Below are 16,053 nucleotides of genomic sequence, written 5' to 3'. Positions count from 1 at the left end.
TCACAAATGTGAAGGCTACTTAACCTGAACCGTTTCTTCTTGATGATCGTGAATATCACCCTTCATCACGTGTACCTTTACGTGATAAGTACCTGTGTCTTTAAATGTAGTCATAGCAGTATATTTACCGCTTTGTCCTTCTTTTGCCGGGACATATTCATGTTTCTCAGAAGAATCATTCCAAATTTCAAACTGTACATCAGCACCGGCTAATGCTGCATTATCATGTTGAATATGGGCCATCAGTTCTGTTTCAGCATTTGCTTGAATGTCTCCAGCCATGAAATGAATAGCCACCCCCCCATGCTCGTGCTCATCATGATGCTCATCTGACTCAGTAGAGTCCTCTATGTTTCCTACTTTTATTTCCACTTTCGGCATTACATGCATGCCACGCGCAGTCGTATGTGCAACTATATCATAAATACCATCTTCCGAAAAAGTTGTTTCAGCTGTATATACTCCTTTGCCTGCATGCTTCGCTTCAATCATTTGACTATCCTCTTCGCCTTGCTTCATTACTTCAAATTTCACTTCATCCGCATCAGTTACAGCTTCTTTCCCTTGCATCACAACTGCTTGCAGTTCCACTTTTTCATGCGGCTTCAATTCTTTCGGATTCGTTTTCACTTCTACTTTGACTTCTTGTGGAAGTTCATTTTTATCTGTATCTTTATTCTCGCTACATCCTGTGAATGCGAAAACCAACATTAATATTAGCATAAAAAATTTTTTCATTATAATTCCTCCTTCACTCTATTTAAGTATAGAGAATGATAGAGTGCACTGTCTATGTATTCTATTGCAAATTATATGCGAAGAATTTGTGAAGTTTCTGTGAAAAACAATTTGCACAGTTTCTCTCTCATTCAAACAAAAGAACCTAGATTTCTCTAGGCTCTCGGATGAAACTGCTTATACACATCTTTCAATCTTGCTTTTGAAACATGTGTGTAAATTTGAGTCGTTGAAATATCTGCATGTCCAAGCATCTCTTGTACAGCACGAAGATCTGCCCCATTTTCTAACAGATGTGTAGCAAAAGAATGACGCAAGGTATGCGGAGTTAACTCTTTTTGAATATTTGCTTCAGCAGCCAACTTCTTTAAGATTTTCCAAAAGCCTTGACGCGATAATCGCTGCCCTTGACGATTTAAAAAAAGCGCATCAGATGCTTTTTTCCCCATTAACTTCTTTCTTCCCAGTTGAATATACTTGTCCGTCGCTTCCATTGCCAGTCGCCCAAGAGGAATAATCCGCTCTTTGTTCCCCTTTCCGAGACAACGCACAAACCCCATGGTGAGATGCACGTCTGATAAATCAAGATTAATAAGTTCAGAGACACGAAGCCCAGTAGCATATAACATCTCCAGCATAGCCTTATCTCGAAGTCCGAATGCCGTATTTCCCTGGGGAGCTTGCAGCAAAGCTTCTACTTCAGCAATAGACAGCACCTTAGGCAATTTCCGTTCAGCCTGCGGTGTTTCAATATGTACAGACGGGTCGTGCTCTACCACGTGCTCACGCAATAAAAACTGATGAAACGAACGAATCGAAGCAATATGTCTAGCAAGTGTTTTCGATGACTTGTTGGCCTCTTTCAGATGATGAAGAAAATTAACAATATGTAGCCGTGTGACAGCGTGTAACGAGGAAAGCTGCTCAACCTTTTGTATATACTTTAAATAACTTTTTAAATCTCGTTCATACGATATAACTGTATTACGAGCTAATCCTTTTTCTACAATCAAATAATGAATAAAATCTTTAACTTGATCCTCCAATAGTCCTCTACTCCCCGTTTTCATAGAAAAAAATCATGCGCTGCATCCAATTGTCGACCGTCATCCCTTGCTCCTCAGTTGTAACTTTAACGGCTGAATCTTGTTTCGGTGCATCATAGCGATGATAGTTTTGATATTCCTCATTTATCCATAGTATAGCGAAATAAAACAAAACCGTACAACCCGTAAATAACAAAAATACTTTTACAACATCAAAGGTAAATTTGATTGCTCTCATAGCACTGCCTCCAAGTCTAAATAATAGTCTTAGTACAACATATGCCAGATAAGACAAACTTTATACATAGAAAAGCCTGTTATGCCTTCTCACTAAGATGAAACCAAATCATCCAAACAAAAAACCCTTTCCTTCTATACAGGAAAAGGTTGTTCGGCTTCTTTTTGTTGACATACTTGACATACTCCATAAAATGTCAATCTATGATCTTTTACTTTAAATTTCCAATTAGTTTCAACTGTTTTTTCAACCTCTCCAAGAAGATCTTCTTGGATTTCTTCAACAGAACCACATTGTGTGCATACAAGGTGGTGATGGAAACGAGCTGCTCCCTCTTGGCGTAGATCATAGCGCGATACACCGTCTCCAAAATTAATTTTATCAACGATTTTTAATTCGGTTAACAGTTCCAATGTGCGGTAGACTGTTGCTAATCCGATTTCTGGCGATTTTTCTTTCACAAGGAGGTATACATCTTCCGCGCTTAAATGATCTTCTTCATTTTCTAGAAGCACTCGAACTGTTGCCTCACGTTGTGGTGTTAATTTATAACTAGCTGAATGTAGTTGCTTCTTAATTCGATCGATTCTGCTTTCCATTTATTACCCTCCTCGCCACTCTTACACTATTATACCAAAAGAAGAGAGGGTGTCAAAAGAAAATAATGATTACTATATTATAATCATTTTTGGCTCATAGCCTCTACAACTATTTTCATCAGTTTCGGAGATGCATATGCTTCAAAAAACGAAGCGGCTGCCATTCCCAAGCCAACAATTAGAAAAAAGCAGGTATACCGAACAAAAAGCGGTAAAATGGGTTCATTGCTGCGCCGTATAAACTGGTGACGAATCATACGTAAAGAAAAATTGACCGATACCGTTGTCACAATAATAAAAGCTGGAATAACAATTAAATTTTGGGGCAGCACAGATACGAATGATAGAAGGAACCCTTGCCATCCCAGCTGATTGACTAAAAATCCAACCGTAAACCCTACTACGATTCCTTTTAAAAACAGAAGAACTAATATAATGGGCAAACCGATAATAGAAATGCCCAGAACCCATATAAAGCCGATATATTTTAAGTGAGAAAAATAGCTTTGTTCAAACATTTCGTTAGACGCAGCAAACTTGCCTTCTGATACTTGTCCGAAAAAGCGACTCAAATATGTATATAATTCTTGCTTTTGACCGCCCTGTAAGCTATTTACAGTCACAGCACCGAATATAACGCCCATAAGCAAAAGAATAGAAACAAATAAATAAACAGAAGAATGCTCTTGTATATGATAGGCAATGCGATCTTGCATCGTCGGTTTTCGCAACATTTCTTTCTCCCCCTATAACTCTCTTACTAGATTGTATGATGGGAATGAAATTCTATGACTCGGCTGTTTTGGAAATTGAAATTACTATTTTTAATTTGATACACTAGAGGTAGAGATGAGGGAGGGATATTTTATGAATCCATTACTGCTTGATTTTCCGACAATGTTTCAAACAAAACGTTTGCTCATCCGCAAACCGTTTCCTGGAGATGGGATGGAAGTATACGAGGCCATCCAATCTTCTAAATCAATTCTGGATCTTTGGATGCCTTCAGTATCAACCATTTCCTCTGAGGAACAAGCGGAAGCACTCATCAGAGAAGAGCATGCCCGGTTTTTATTGAGAGAACATCTCACATTCCATATGTATCACAGAGAAGAAGGTTTTTTTATAGGAGCTCTAACATTAATCCCTGCATGGAATATACCGAAATTCGAGCTACGTTTTTGGCTGCACAGTAAGCACCGCAGGCAAGGATTTATGAAAGAAGCTTTAGCAGGAGCTGTTAATTTTGCTTTTGAAAAACTGGATGCAAAGCGCGTAGAGATTCGTTGCGATGCCGCTAACGAACAGGCCCGGTCTACAGCGGAAAGTACAGAATTTGTATTAGAGGGTATTTTACAAAACGAAAGACTATCTGCTGATAATGAATTACGTGATACCTGCATATATGCAAAGGTAAAAAATCGATAGACACATCTGTCTATCGATTTTTTAATTGCAAGTATTGTACTGCTAGTATTGTTTTCGCATCATGAATACGCTTCTCTTGTATTAAGTGTAGCGCTTCCTCAAGCGAGACTTCCATTAACTCTACAAATTCATCTTCATCTAAAGCCGCTTTCTCTTCTTTCTTCTCCAATCCAGTCGCTTCATAAAGATAGACGATTTCATCACAAAAACCTGGTGCTGTATAAAATGAAGCGATAAGTTCCATATCTGCTGCTATGTAACCCGTTTCTTCCTCTAATTCACGATGCGCTGTCGATAAAGGTTCTTCACCAGGTTCCAATTTTCCTGCGGGCACCTCGATAATCGATTTTTCCATCGCCTTGCGATATTGCTCAACTAAAACCAGTTTATTTTCTTTTGTAACGGCTACTATTGCGACCGCGCCGGGGTGCTTTACAATCTCACGTTTGCTTGTATTTCCATTTGGCAGTGTCACTTCATCTACCTGAATAGTAATAACTTTCCCTTGAAAAACAGGTGTCGTAGAAATCGTTTTCTCTTCAAACTTTTTCAACACTCTCAGCTCCTTGTTCTAATTACAATTCTCTCTTCATACATTCTATCACAAACCATACCGGAGGGATTGTCATGAAAATATATATAGCAAAAGACCGGATTAGGCTTGTAGGGAAAGCATGGGAGGTACGCCGACAATTAAAAGAATACAGCAAGCAGTATGAAACGGTGCAAGACTGGATTCGGGGTGAACGCCGAAAATTCAAATAGAGGGAAAGAAAGGATTAATCCCCCATACAATTTGAATAAAACTATTTGAAAAAGACTCCCTTATAGCGTTACTATTAAAATAATACAAAGGGGGATTGCTATGAATCAACGTCAATTAGGTTGCTCTGATTTATACGTTAGTGAAATAGGGTTGGGCTGTATGTCACTCGGAACAACGGAAGCAGAAGCCATTCGCATCATTCATACTGCTATAGATCAAGGTATCAATTTCTTGGATACCGCCGATTTATACAATTATGGTTTGAATGAATCCTTCGTTGGTAAAGCATTAAAAGGCAAACGCAAAGATATAGTTCTCGCCACTAAAGCAGGCAATCGCTGGACCGAAGAAAAAAATGGCTGGTTTTGGGATCCATCTAAACAATACATAAAAGAAGCAGTAAAAAATAGCCTCCTTCGTCTTCAAACAGACTATATTGATCTATACCAGCTGCACGGGGGCACGATTGAAGACAATATAGAAGAAACCATCGAAGCATTTGACGAATTGCAGCAAGAAGGTCTCATTCGGTACTATGGGATTTCCTCGATTCGTCCAAATGTCATTAAGGAATACGCATCTCGTTCGAATATTGTCAGCGTGTTAATGGAATACAACATATTAAATCGCCGTCCAGAAGAATTATTTTCATACTTACAAGAATATAATATAAGCATCATTGCACGCGGACCATTAGCCAAAGGACTCTTAACACACGCAAATGAACGAAAGCTTGAAAAGGCAAGAGAGAAGGGATACCTCTCCTACTCCATTGAGGAACTGGAACGTACTCTTCATATGCTGCATTCCGATCGTCCCCTGCAAGACACCGCTATTCAATATTGTTTGCACAACCCTATTGTAGCTTCGGTCATACCAGGTGCAAGCTCTGAAAAGCAAGCTGTAGAAAATGCGAAAGCTGCCAACGCTGCTCCGCTTACAGAAGATGAATATGAATTTATTCAAGAGGTTACAAAACAAGATAAATATGAACAACACTGTTAGGAAAAAAGGCCGCATATGAAGTTTAAGTAGTTCAGTTATTATGGAGAAACATTAGAAATAACATACTAATTTTAAGACCAAATCGCATAGTGATTTGGTCTTTTATTTTTATTGATATATCAATGTTTTGAGTGTAAAAAGGTATAAAATAGCAATAGAAATAGAAATAGCATACTAAATAGCAGAGTGACAATAACTATCGACACATTGGAAATTAAGGTGCTAAAACAGTTGTTATTTTCTATGCTAATTGTATTACCGATTTAAGGAGTGAAAGTAAAATGCAATTCATATAACCTAAAAATAATAATGCAGATAATGTTGATTGGCTAATTTCAGAACAAGTCAGAGAAATAGTGAAGTATTACGCGGAATATTGTCAATATACCGAGAGTGAAGTAGTGGATATGGTCTTAAAAAACCTCTTAACTGATGACGGATTTCTTAAGTGGATTGATGGGGTACGAAATAATAAAAGAATGTTAAGGAAAATAGGTTTGGAAGAAGCAGCGGAGGGAAAAAACTTGGATTTAATAAGAAAAATTTGAAATTGTAATATAATAACTTTTTTTGAAAGGAAGGAAGGAATCAAAATGAATAAGAAAATATCTTTAATCCATTCTTCAAATTTAGCTTCCGTTGATTACGCTTACGCTAGTAGAATACCTTCTGGTATGGATATATTTTTTTTAGCTGGGGCATGTCCACTAAATAAAGAAGGTGAAGTCCAAAATTCAAATGATTATGAGTTTCAGGCTAAACTTTGTGTAGAGAACTTGAAAGAAGCATTAAAAGAATGTGGTGCATCATTAGAAAACGTAGTTTATACGAGAATTCTAGTTGCATCTCAAAATAGAGCGGACTTAGCCACTGCATGGAAAACAATAAGAAAAGAGTTTGGGAATCATGATGTCCCAAGTACCTTATCTGGTGTTACTGTATTAGGATATACAAATCAATTAGTGGAAATCGAAGCTGTAGCAGCAGTAAAAAACCAACATGACAATTAAAACTTGTACTTTCTAGTCTTAGGAGCATAAAGCGTGGAAAATGAATTCTATCCTGTAACAAGAATGGGATTCTTAAATAACTGGATATTTTACTTTCACTTTTATTGTCGAAATTTAAAATTGAGAACAAACGATTTATCATTTTAGGAGTTAAAGTTAGTAAATCTTTGTTGAACTAACACATACGTTAGTTCAACAAGGAAATATAGCTAATATAAAAACGCTTGGATTTGTTCCAAGCGTTTTTATATGCTAAATATACTTATAAATGAAATGCCAATCTTATTGCTAATTGGTATGGAATTTATACTGTTATTTTAAGTTTTCTCCACATTATCTGAACTACTTATATGAAGTTACGGCCTTTTTTTATAACGTATCATACTTTTCCGGATTCGTTCCAACCCTTTTGTTTTCGTTAACGGAATCTATTTTCTGCATATCCTCCTGAGAAATTGTAAAATCGAAAATATCACTGTTTTCTTTTATACGGGAAGGTGTAACCGATTTTGGAATGGTCACAATTCCACTTTGAATATCCCATCTCAAAATAACTTGAGCTGGTGTTTTTTCATACTTTTTCGACAACTGTTGAATAATTGGATGTTGAAATATCTCTCCGCCTCTCATCAAAGGGCTCCACGCTTCCATTTGGATGCCATTTTCCTTACAAAAATTACGCAAACCTACTTGTGCCAACATTGGATGTAGTTCTACTTGATTGACCATCGGCTTAATATTACAACTATCTAGCAATGCTTCTAAATGATGAATATGAAAGTTGGACACTCCTATCGCACGAACACGCCCGTTTTCATATAACTTTTCAAGAGCTCGATACGTTTCGATAAACTTACCTCGCACCGGCCAATGTACTAGATACAAATCTACATAATCCATTTGGAGCTTCTGCAAGCTTGTTTCAAAAGCCTTTAATGTGGATTCATATCCTTGGTCATCATTCCATACCTTCGTTGTAATAAATATGTCTTCACGAGAAATACCGACTTCCCGTATGGCTTCCCCGACTCCTTCTTCATTCTCATAAATGGCAGCCGTATCAATGGCACGGTATCCTGTTTCCAATGCAGCATGTACCGCACGCTTCACTTCATCGCCTTCTTGTGCTTTGTACACACCAAGGCCAAACCACGGCATGTTGACACCATTACTTAAGGTAACGGTAGATTGAATATCATACATAGTTCTCACCTCTTACACTAAAATTCAGAAACAACCAAAGAACTTATCCGGTTCTTTGGTTGTATACGATTAAAAATCAAAATTATCAGGATCTGGTCCAATGCGACGCTTCTCATTCAGTGCATTGATTTTTTCCATATCTTCAGCTGATAGCTCAAAATCAAATACTTGACAGTTTTCTTGAATACGAGACGGTGTAATTGATTTAGGAATAGTTACAATCCCGCTTTGGACATCCCAACGCAGAATAATTTGCGCCGGTGTCTTGCTATACTTTTTCGCAAGTTCGCAAATTATTTCGCTTTCAAAAATTTCACCGCCTTGCATTAGTGGGCTCCATGCTTCAATTTGGATATCATGCTTACGGCAAAACTCTCGAAGTTCTACCTGTGCCATTTTCGGATGAAGCTCCACTTGATTCACCATAGGCTTTACTTCACAACCATTCATCACATCTTCTAAATGATGGATGTTAAAATTTGATACACCAATAGCCCTTACTTTCCCATCTTTATATAATTTCTCTAATGCACGATATGTATCAACATATTTTCCCTTTACCGGCCAATGAACCAAGTATAAATCCAAGTAGTCCAATCCCAGCTTTTGCAGGCTTGTTTCAAACGCAGCCAATGTAGATTCATATCCTTGGTCACTGTTCCATACCTTTGTCGTAATAAACAAGTCTTCACGAGGAACACCAGCTTCTCGAATTGCTTCTCCCACACCTTCTTCGTTTTGATATACAGCAGCTGTATCAATAGCACGATAGCCTGCTTGTATCGCTGCCTTTACCGCCGTTTTTACTTCTTGTCCTTCTTTTACCCGCCATACTCCGAGTCCTAATATCGGCATCTCTACACCATTATGCAATGTAACAGTTGGAATGCTTATCATATATTCTCCTCCTTTTAGTAAAACAAATTAATCTTTTGTTCGCTCGTCAAGACCAGTTCGTATAAGTACTTTGTATTTAAAGATGCAGAAGCACATTGATACATACAATATTGCTTCATTTTATTTAACCAACTTTATCTATTACTAGTCAAAGAAATCGGCTTATCCTTGCTCCCTCAGCCACTCTTCTGTTTTTCGATCAACTTCTTTTATAAAAGCGTCTTTTCCTGCGATATAGCTTTCAATGTCATATGTAAACTTCATAGCAAGCTCCTCCTTTAAAGTTGCATATGCTTCCATTTCTTCACAATTTTCCATCATATAATCCCGAAACGCAAGATGTCTTTTAATTCGTGGGTCTCCACTTTGAAATACATGTAAATGATGGGTATGAGTACCTTGACTTTGCTTCACAAAGTATCGTCTGCCGCTAATGCCATTCTCTCCTCTTGGTTCATAGCCGACTCTCTCCAAAACACTGTCCCACTCATCCACTTTCAGGATACTTTCTACCTCCATAATCATGTCAATAATTGGTTTAGCCGCAAGACCTGGGACAGAAGTGCTGCCAATATGATGCATTTTTATTTTTTCTGGAATGATTTCCTTTAGCATTGCTGCTTCTTTCTGAAACAGCTCACACCATTTATTATCATACGGTACAACTTCTACTTTTCTCACATGCATTTTCATACCCCCTTTTTCTTTTATTGTATGAAAAAAAAAGCTGGCTACTCAGCCAGCTCATTTAAAATCCTTCCATGATATATTGCTTTCATTCAGAAGTTCTTCAAACGATTTATTTTTTTCGCGTTCGCGCTGCTCTTTGCGCTTCCGTTCTAACTCGTCTTGTTTCTTTTTTTCTTCCTGTTCTAAAAGAAGCTTCTGCTTTTGCTTCAATTGCTGCAAAATGCTGCTGTTTAAATAGTCTCCGAGACTAACACTTTCCTTTTCCTGCTTCTGAGGATTGGTTTTTGCATTCTTTTTCTTTGCCATACTGCTCACCCATCATTCATTTTTCCATCATTATATCATGAAAAAAGACCAAGGATAAACGCCTAACCCTATTATTTCACTATAAGAATCACCGCAGTTTTTGAACAAAAAAAGACTGATGCGATAAGCATCAGCTATACGGAAGGTCTAGTGTCTTTTTTATTTTAGCATATATAAATAGCATTTTCATCATTTTTTCTTAAATTTTCATAATATTTTAATAAAAATAAAGATTTTGTAAAATTTCCAACAATATTTAATACTCCTCATATTTGTTCAAAAATTCTACCATAGCTTGTTCAGCCAGCTTAGACTTCGTAATCCCTTGTTGCTTGGCAAATCTGTCCCATCTTTCCAATACTGCTTTGCTGATAGAGAACGTTCGTTTTGCTTTCTCGCCTTGCAAAACCGAAACAGGAAGCAATGTTTTTGTTTGGAACATTAAGCGAATGGCCCGCAACTCCTCATAAATAAGCTTATTATAATCCTCTTCTGCTGCAAAAGATTTCACTTCTGTAATATCTAACTCCCTAGGTTCATCCCCGTCCCCCAAATACACCCTTTTTTTCTGCACACTGTCGTATTCATACCCGATTATACGCAGCTTTTTTGATAAAGTATACGGCGTCATACCCAACTTTTTAGCAATGATGGAAAGCGGCTCTTTTTTATTCAACCTATCAATAATCTCTCCAACCAGCATATGCTCACCCTCAAAAAAATCTCTTTACTTCAACATAAGCAAAAGAGTAAAAATCTGTTACCGATATATAGCCAATACTTTGATTACAACGGCAGGAGCTGTAACAAAACAATCCTGTTCCGCTATCTTATCCGGATAAAAAAACGGAGCCATAGAATCGAAAATTGGGTATCTCTCTTCTGCTCCGATTAGATGCTCGATACGTGCTGTTATAGTATAGCTTCCATTTTGTAGATCAGAGAGGGCCGCTCCTAAAAAGAAAGATTGATGGAGAGGTGCTGTAAATAGGAATGGTTCTGGAGAACGAACAGGATGGAGCATTACATGATGCATTTGCTTTTCTAAGATTTTCTTTCCATATTTAACACCATGTTCTAATATAGTTTTATCTTGTACTGGAAGATGCAATTCTTTGGCAAATGTAAGAAAATCAGCTGCCTCATTCAACATGACGCTCATCGTATAAGCTGCCGGCAATTCAATCTTGCATGTACAAGTAATAAATTCACCAATAGTCAAGCTGTTCCATTCCTCTTGTGTGACTTCTGTGAGAGTATTCATAACTGGCTCCAAGTACTTGCAGAGCTTCATAAATTGTGACTCTACTGTAGGCTCCTTTGAAGCTTGAAAAGTCACAGTCGTATTCGCACTTTCTCTTTTATAAGCAAGGGCTGGAACTGGAAGTCCAAGTTTGCAAAGCAATTTTTGAAAATCACCTGCCGAAAACTCCAGGTGATGCTTTGGAGATACACCAGTTACTGATTGCTGAATTGTTTGTAAAACACCTTCTTCGATAACGGATAAATAATTAAGTAAGCTGCGCTGATCAATGTAATAGAAATCTCGCAATCTCTCTAACATAACATCACCCTTCATTTAATTATAAGAACGTTCGTTCTGATTATTTTACCATATTTACCCAAATGTATACAACATGTACATAAAACAAATCCCATTAAAAGGTTCACTTCTCCCCCTGTTAAACCATTAGCAAAGCGAGGAGTTTTATGTTACGTCTAAAGCCTATTTGATCACACTAAGTTCCTCACGTTTCACTGGAGCATCCAGCAAAAAAAGAACCCGCTATTTCGGATTCTTTTTTCTTACTGCCGCAAAAATACCCTAAGGTTTTTGGTTAACAGTACTTTATAAGTTTGTTTTATAACGCCACTTTCTTTTATCCTGCTTTTCGTTTAATTCTCTCCATAATTGGAAAGGATTGCTGCACACTTTTTGGTCCGGTTCGAATCAGAAATATTAATTGTATTACAATTATCGCTAACGGCAAGCCCCGGTAAGCTAAATATTTCGGCTCCCAATCGGTCGCGAATTTCCCTTTATATTCATGCAGTCCTTTAAATTTATAAAAATAATCTCCATACAAAAATGCTCTTCTAGCTAGCTTTTCACTCCATAAAGAATATGCAAATGTACCAACGTTCGATAGAGGCGACATACCTAAACTGCATTGACGGTAGCCTTTAGCCTTACCCCAGAAAAAAACAGACAAAAACAGCATGTCCATCGTTCCATGCTCTCTATCCTTACCATGTCTCATTAAATCGATGCTGATCGTATTTGTATTCTCATTCATATCATGTGCCAAAGTGGCAAATGCTGCAATATCTCCTTCTGGATTATAAAGAAGGGCAACTGGAAAATAAGATACATACTCTTCTCTAAAATGGCTTACAGAAAATCCTTTTTCCTTTCGATTATTGAGCCAGGAATCAGAAATGCGGCGCAATTCCCCTAACAAATGAGCGGAATGAGGAGGATTCCTCACTTCAAAATAGTATCCTTTTCTTTCAAACTTATTTTTTCTCGTTCGCAGTTTTGCTCCCTTCTTTCCATCAATAGAAAACTGCGGCAAATCAACTTTGGCTTCTTCTCCAAGCTTAAAAAACTTATATCCTGCTTCATGATAAAAAGACATATAATCTGGATTTACTTGATAAAAAACAGGCTTCATGCCATGTGATTCGCTAAAATGCTGAAACTCAACAATTGCCTTTTGAATATACTCTCTATGTCCAATTGGGTCCGCCAATACAACCAATGAGTTTCCTATCTTTTTATAGGAAATCAGCACTTGCTTCTTCACCGCCCAAAATAACTCTTTATCCTGTAAAAACAGCAAATGTGAGGAGGTATTTCCTCCTTGCTTCCGTAAAAATTCGTATACTTCATCATAATCTATCTCAACATTCGACATGCGTATTTGCTTCGGCTGCCTATTAAATCGTGCAGTAAAGACTGCGAGTAACAAATACCCAAACAAAGTAAATACATGATGCTCAGAAAATCCTACTCCTTGCCATGAATCAATCATAGTACTCTCCTTCCCAAAATGTAATTCCAAAAGTAAACGATACCATAGTTTAAAACCCAAGTCGACACGAACTTTATTCAACTATACACGGTGCTTCCTTCAACAGATGCCACAACTCATGCAACACCCTTTAAAGTAAAAAATGACAAACCTCAACGGCTTGTCATTTTACTTATCATGTTCACTTTCTTTTACTTCTTGCAGCAAAGGCATTCCGCCCTGAGCGCCTAATTTCGTTACGGACAATGCAGCCGCAATATTAGCAAAACGAATGGCTTCTCCTAATGAACGGCCTGATGATAACGCTACAGCAAGGGCACCGTTGAACGTATCTCCCGCACCTGTAGTATCCACTACACTTACCTTCTTAGTCGGAACTTGTATTACTCTTTCCCCATCATAAAAGCGAGCCCCTTTGTCCCCTTCTGTCATAATGAGTTTATTAGGATAACGCCATAATAGCGTATTGATATCCTCGGTATCGAACAGTAATTGACATTCATGTTCATTTGGAGTTATGTATGTTGCTTTTGCTATTATGTTATCGCTTAGCTTCTGTGCAGGTGCAGGATTAAGGATTATCGGCACTTGATGCTCATCACACAACTCCACAACATATTCTACTGTTTCAAGAGGTATTTCAAGCTGAATCAGCACTATATCCGCACTGACTACTTCATCCTTTATCTTGTCCACTAAAGAAACAGTGACTGCTTGATTTGCCCCCTGTACAATAATAATGCTGTTATCTCCTTCCGCTACAACAATATGAGCAATTCCTGTTACTCTATTCGATACTTCTGCTACATATTGTGTATTAACACCTTCATTTTGAAAATTTTCTAAAATGAAACGACCGTAATCATCCGTGCCAACAGCACCTATCATAGCAACATTTGCTCCAAGACGGGCAGCGGCAACAGCCTGATTCGCTCCTTTTCCGCCTGGAACAGACAAAAAGCTTTCTCCGATAACTGTTTCTCCCGCTTTAGGCCGTCTGTGGGACACGGCGACTAAATCTATAGAGCTGCTGCCAATCACAACAATTTTATTCATTTAGTTGACTCCCGCTCGATTATCTTCGTTGTAAGTACATATGAAAAGCTTCCTATCTCTTTTCCTTCAATCCGACGAATGAGCATCGTTGCGGCGACGCTTCCTTTTTGAAACAATTGCTGAGATACAGTTGTAAGCGATGGATACAGGATTTCCCCTTGCTTAATACCATCAAAACCAATTACCTGTAAATGCTCTGGCACCTGAATACCATGCTTCAGCGCAGCACGTATGACGTCTATTCCTGCTTCATCATTCCAAGCAAATATACCGTCTATATACGGTGCTTTCTCTAAAAAGCTATAAATCGCCTGCTCACCGCTTCCGGTAATGCGGTAAGAAATTCCTTCATCCAATACTGCATCTAAAAACCCTTCATATCGATCATTTGCTTCTTTGTACGTTTCCGGTCCGCGTATATGCGCTAGGAAGTTACAACCTTTTTCCATTAGTAACTGGACGGCTTGTTTTGCTCCTTCGTAACTATTACAGGAAACAGAAGGGACATCTGCTTTAACACTCTCTAACACCACGCATGGGATATTGTTTACCTTCATATGAACCTTGTCATATATTTCTTGCGTCACGAGCAGTCCCGCAACATTATTTTGCATCAAGATGTCTATATAATGATCTTTATCTTCCTGCATTTGACACAGGATAACTTGATACCCTGCTTGAAAGGCTGTTTGTTCTATTGCATGAGCTAGTTCAGAATACAATGGATGTGTGAAGTCTGGGAGGAGCAGTCCTAGGAGAGTTGAAGATTTTTTAAATAGTGATTTTGCGACCGCATTTGGTTTATATTGAAGCTTATCTATGGCGCTTCGTACTTGCTTAACTGTATCTTCATGAACATAGCCCTTTTGGTTTAACACGCGTGAAACCGTGGCGACTGATACACCTGCTAATTTCGCTACTTCTCGAATGGTTGCCATGCTGGTCCCCCTTTATTTGTAATCGGTTACACTTCTACCGTAAAACAAATATCGACCAGCGTCAAGATATCATTGCATCCTTTCTCAAAATAGAAACTATATTCAAATTATTCGAAATGAATGGTTATTTTTCTCTTTTTTGCAAAGCTTGGGACGTACGTCAATTCATTATAAGGTTCACTACTTAAAACCTCAAACACTATATCCCTTATTACGGATTGCCCTTGTGTTAATACTGTATAATGCAAGAACTTTTCACTTCCCTCAGTTTTAAACGCCCCCATAATTTTACCCGTTGCACTGCTTATATTAAATTCTGAAGGCGAAATCGCAATGCTTTCTCCTTGATGATTTGTTGCAGAAATATGAAATATAAAAAATTTATACCCTTGTTTCGCACGTAAGGTATGATAACGAGTGGAAGACTCTTCTTTTTTTATATTTATTTTTACATCGTCAATAATAAACGGTTCCCCAAAAGAATAACCGATGGTTCCTGTTCCTTTCGGCTTGCTCCCAATCTTTTTTATGCCTCCGCTGCAACTTGCAAGCAAACAAACTATAAAAAACAAACATAAGATCCGTTTGTACAAATATGCCTACCTTCTTTCTTCATTCGTACCTGTAGCGTTTGTCTCTTATTAATTTTTATTCAATACTCCTCTTGAATAGCAGCGGCTCTACCCCTTTTACCAGCCAAAAATGTATAATCTTAATAAAAAAGCTTGCACAATTCATGCAAGCTTTTACCCTAAAACATCAGTTACATCGTTCATATTCTTACCGATCCATTGAACAGCTTCATCCAAAGACGGAAACTCTGTAGTTTGAAATGTTACTTCATCTTGAAGAAGCCAAACATCCTTGGCATCCTGATTGATTCCCGCGATAGACCAATGAAGCAGGCTATATGGATGATTATTATTTAAAAATGACACCCAAGTACGATCTACAGCAATATTTTTGATTGACTTTAACTTTTTATTCATCTTTCTTCTCACCTAATTTTATGTACTATTCTTGTCGTCTTTTCATTATACCATTTTCCTACGAGATAAATACAAGCTTTTATGACTTAGGAGACATTGAAAACTGTTT

Annotated in this window: 21 protein-coding genes; 4 read left to right on the top strand and 17 right to left on the bottom strand. The window is 37.8% G+C overall.

What is annotated here, in order from left to right:
- Positions 1-15: 15 nt before the first annotated feature.
- From J7Q84_RS08860 to spoIIM, 5 genes are all read right to left on the bottom strand, one after another.
- Positions 16-741: a FixH family protein gene (locus J7Q84_RS08860; protein WP_209094272.1), complete on the bottom strand. Its 726-nt coding sequence runs from the start codon at positions 739-741 to the stop codon at positions 16-18.
- A gap of 152 nt (positions 742-893) precedes the next feature.
- Entirely contained in the window at positions 894-1,784 is an 891-nt protein-coding gene (xerD, locus tag J7Q84_RS08855; protein ID WP_209094158.1) for a site-specific tyrosine recombinase XerD, read from the bottom strand.
- 7 nt (positions 1,785-1,791) lie between these two features.
- Positions 1,792-2,022, bottom strand: a complete 231-nt coding sequence (locus J7Q84_RS08850; RefSeq protein ID WP_209094157.1) for a YqzK family protein — start codon at positions 2,020-2,022, stop codon at positions 1,792-1,794.
- A 134-nt stretch (positions 2,023-2,156) separates the two neighbouring features.
- Positions 2,157-2,621, bottom strand: a complete 465-nt coding sequence (gene fur / locus J7Q84_RS08845) for a ferric iron uptake transcriptional regulator (RefSeq protein ID WP_209094156.1) — start codon at positions 2,619-2,621, stop codon at positions 2,157-2,159.
- A gap of 83 nt (positions 2,622-2,704) precedes the next feature.
- Entirely contained in the window at positions 2,705-3,355 is a 651-nt protein-coding gene (gene spoIIM, locus J7Q84_RS08840) for a stage II sporulation protein M (protein WP_209094155.1), read from the bottom strand.
- A 133-nt stretch (positions 3,356-3,488) separates the two neighbouring features.
- Here spoIIM and J7Q84_RS08835 point away from each other — a divergent pair, with 133 nt between their 5' ends.
- Complete coding sequence (locus J7Q84_RS08835; RefSeq protein WP_209094154.1) at positions 3,489-4,049, top strand: GNAT family N-acetyltransferase; 561 nt, start codon at positions 3,489-3,491, stop codon at positions 4,047-4,049.
- A gap of 10 nt (positions 4,050-4,059) precedes the next feature.
- Here the strand turns inward: J7Q84_RS08835 and J7Q84_RS08830 are convergent, their stop codons facing one another.
- A complete protein-coding gene (locus J7Q84_RS08830) occupies positions 4,060-4,602 on the bottom strand; it encodes an NUDIX hydrolase (RefSeq protein WP_209094153.1) in 543 nt (180 codons plus the stop codon).
- Between the two features lie 74 nt (positions 4,603-4,676).
- Here J7Q84_RS08830 and mciZ point away from each other — a divergent pair, with 74 nt between their 5' ends.
- From mciZ to J7Q84_RS08815, 3 genes are all read left to right on the top strand, one after another.
- The gene (mciZ, locus tag J7Q84_RS08825; RefSeq protein ID WP_209094152.1) at positions 4,677-4,814 is read left to right on the top strand and encodes a Z-ring formation inhibitor MciZ; all 138 of its coding nucleotides are present in this window, start codon (positions 4,677-4,679) and stop codon (positions 4,812-4,814) included.
- A 100-nt stretch (positions 4,815-4,914) separates the two neighbouring features.
- Entirely contained in the window at positions 4,915-5,820 is a 906-nt protein-coding gene (locus tag J7Q84_RS08820) for an aldo/keto reductase (RefSeq protein ID WP_209094151.1), read from the top strand.
- A gap of 593 nt (positions 5,821-6,413) precedes the next feature.
- A complete protein-coding gene (locus tag J7Q84_RS08815; RefSeq protein ID WP_209094150.1) occupies positions 6,414-6,830 on the top strand; it encodes a RidA family protein in 417 nt (138 codons plus the stop codon).
- A 369-nt stretch (positions 6,831-7,199) separates the two neighbouring features.
- Here the strand turns inward: J7Q84_RS08815 and J7Q84_RS08810 are convergent, their stop codons facing one another.
- From J7Q84_RS08810 to J7Q84_RS08760, 11 genes are all read right to left on the bottom strand, one after another.
- Positions 7,200-8,033, bottom strand: coding sequence for an aldo/keto reductase (locus tag J7Q84_RS08810; protein WP_209094149.1), 834 nt, complete (start codon positions 8,031-8,033; stop codon positions 7,200-7,202).
- A 69-nt stretch (positions 8,034-8,102) separates the two neighbouring features.
- Entirely contained in the window at positions 8,103-8,930 is an 828-nt protein-coding gene (locus J7Q84_RS08805; RefSeq protein ID WP_209094148.1) for an aldo/keto reductase, read from the bottom strand.
- A gap of 162 nt (positions 8,931-9,092) precedes the next feature.
- Positions 9,093-9,611, bottom strand: a complete 519-nt coding sequence (locus J7Q84_RS08800) for a GrpB family protein (RefSeq protein WP_209094271.1) — start codon at positions 9,609-9,611, stop codon at positions 9,093-9,095.
- 63 nt (positions 9,612-9,674) lie between these two features.
- Positions 9,675-9,926 carry a YqkE family protein gene (locus J7Q84_RS08795; RefSeq protein WP_209094147.1) on the bottom strand — a complete coding sequence of 84 codons (252 nt, stop codon included), beginning with the start codon at positions 9,924-9,926 and terminating at the stop codon, positions 9,675-9,677.
- Between the two features lie 256 nt (positions 9,927-10,182).
- Positions 10,183-10,629: a CopG family transcriptional regulator gene (locus J7Q84_RS08790; protein WP_209094146.1), complete on the bottom strand. Its 447-nt coding sequence runs from the start codon at positions 10,627-10,629 to the stop codon at positions 10,183-10,185.
- A 57-nt stretch (positions 10,630-10,686) separates the two neighbouring features.
- On the bottom strand, positions 10,687-11,490 hold the full coding sequence (locus J7Q84_RS08785; RefSeq protein ID WP_209094145.1) for a DUF6414 family protein: 804 nt from the start codon (positions 11,488-11,490) through the stop codon (positions 10,687-10,689).
- A 316-nt stretch (positions 11,491-11,806) separates the two neighbouring features.
- Entirely contained in the window at positions 11,807-12,961 is a 1,155-nt protein-coding gene (locus tag J7Q84_RS08780; RefSeq protein WP_209094144.1) for a phosphatidylglycerol lysyltransferase domain-containing protein, read from the bottom strand.
- Between the two features lie 168 nt (positions 12,962-13,129).
- Positions 13,130-14,017 (bottom strand): ribokinase, encoded by an 888-nt coding sequence (gene rbsK / locus J7Q84_RS08775; RefSeq protein WP_209094143.1) that lies wholly within the window; start codon positions 14,015-14,017, stop codon positions 13,130-13,132.
- Positions 14,014-14,955, bottom strand: coding sequence for a LacI family DNA-binding transcriptional regulator (locus J7Q84_RS08770; protein ID WP_209094142.1), 942 nt, complete (start codon positions 14,953-14,955; stop codon positions 14,014-14,016). The genes rbsK and J7Q84_RS08770 overlap by 4 nt, the downstream gene beginning before the upstream one ends.
- Positions 14,956-15,062: 107 nt before the next feature.
- The gene (locus J7Q84_RS08765; RefSeq protein WP_209094141.1) at positions 15,063-15,548 is read right to left on the bottom strand and encodes a DUF4352 domain-containing protein; all 486 of its coding nucleotides are present in this window, start codon (positions 15,546-15,548) and stop codon (positions 15,063-15,065) included.
- Positions 15,549-15,701: 153 nt separating this feature from the next.
- Entirely contained in the window at positions 15,702-15,944 is a 243-nt protein-coding gene (locus J7Q84_RS08760) for a DUF2552 family protein (protein WP_209094140.1), read from the bottom strand.
- Positions 15,945-16,053 lie beyond the last annotated feature (109 nt).

The organism is Bacillus sp. 165, from assembly GCF_017742235.1.
GTDB lineage: Bacteria > Bacillota > Bacilli > Bacillales > Bacillaceae_G > JAGHKQ01.
This window is presented reverse-complemented; position numbering and strand designations above follow the sequence as displayed.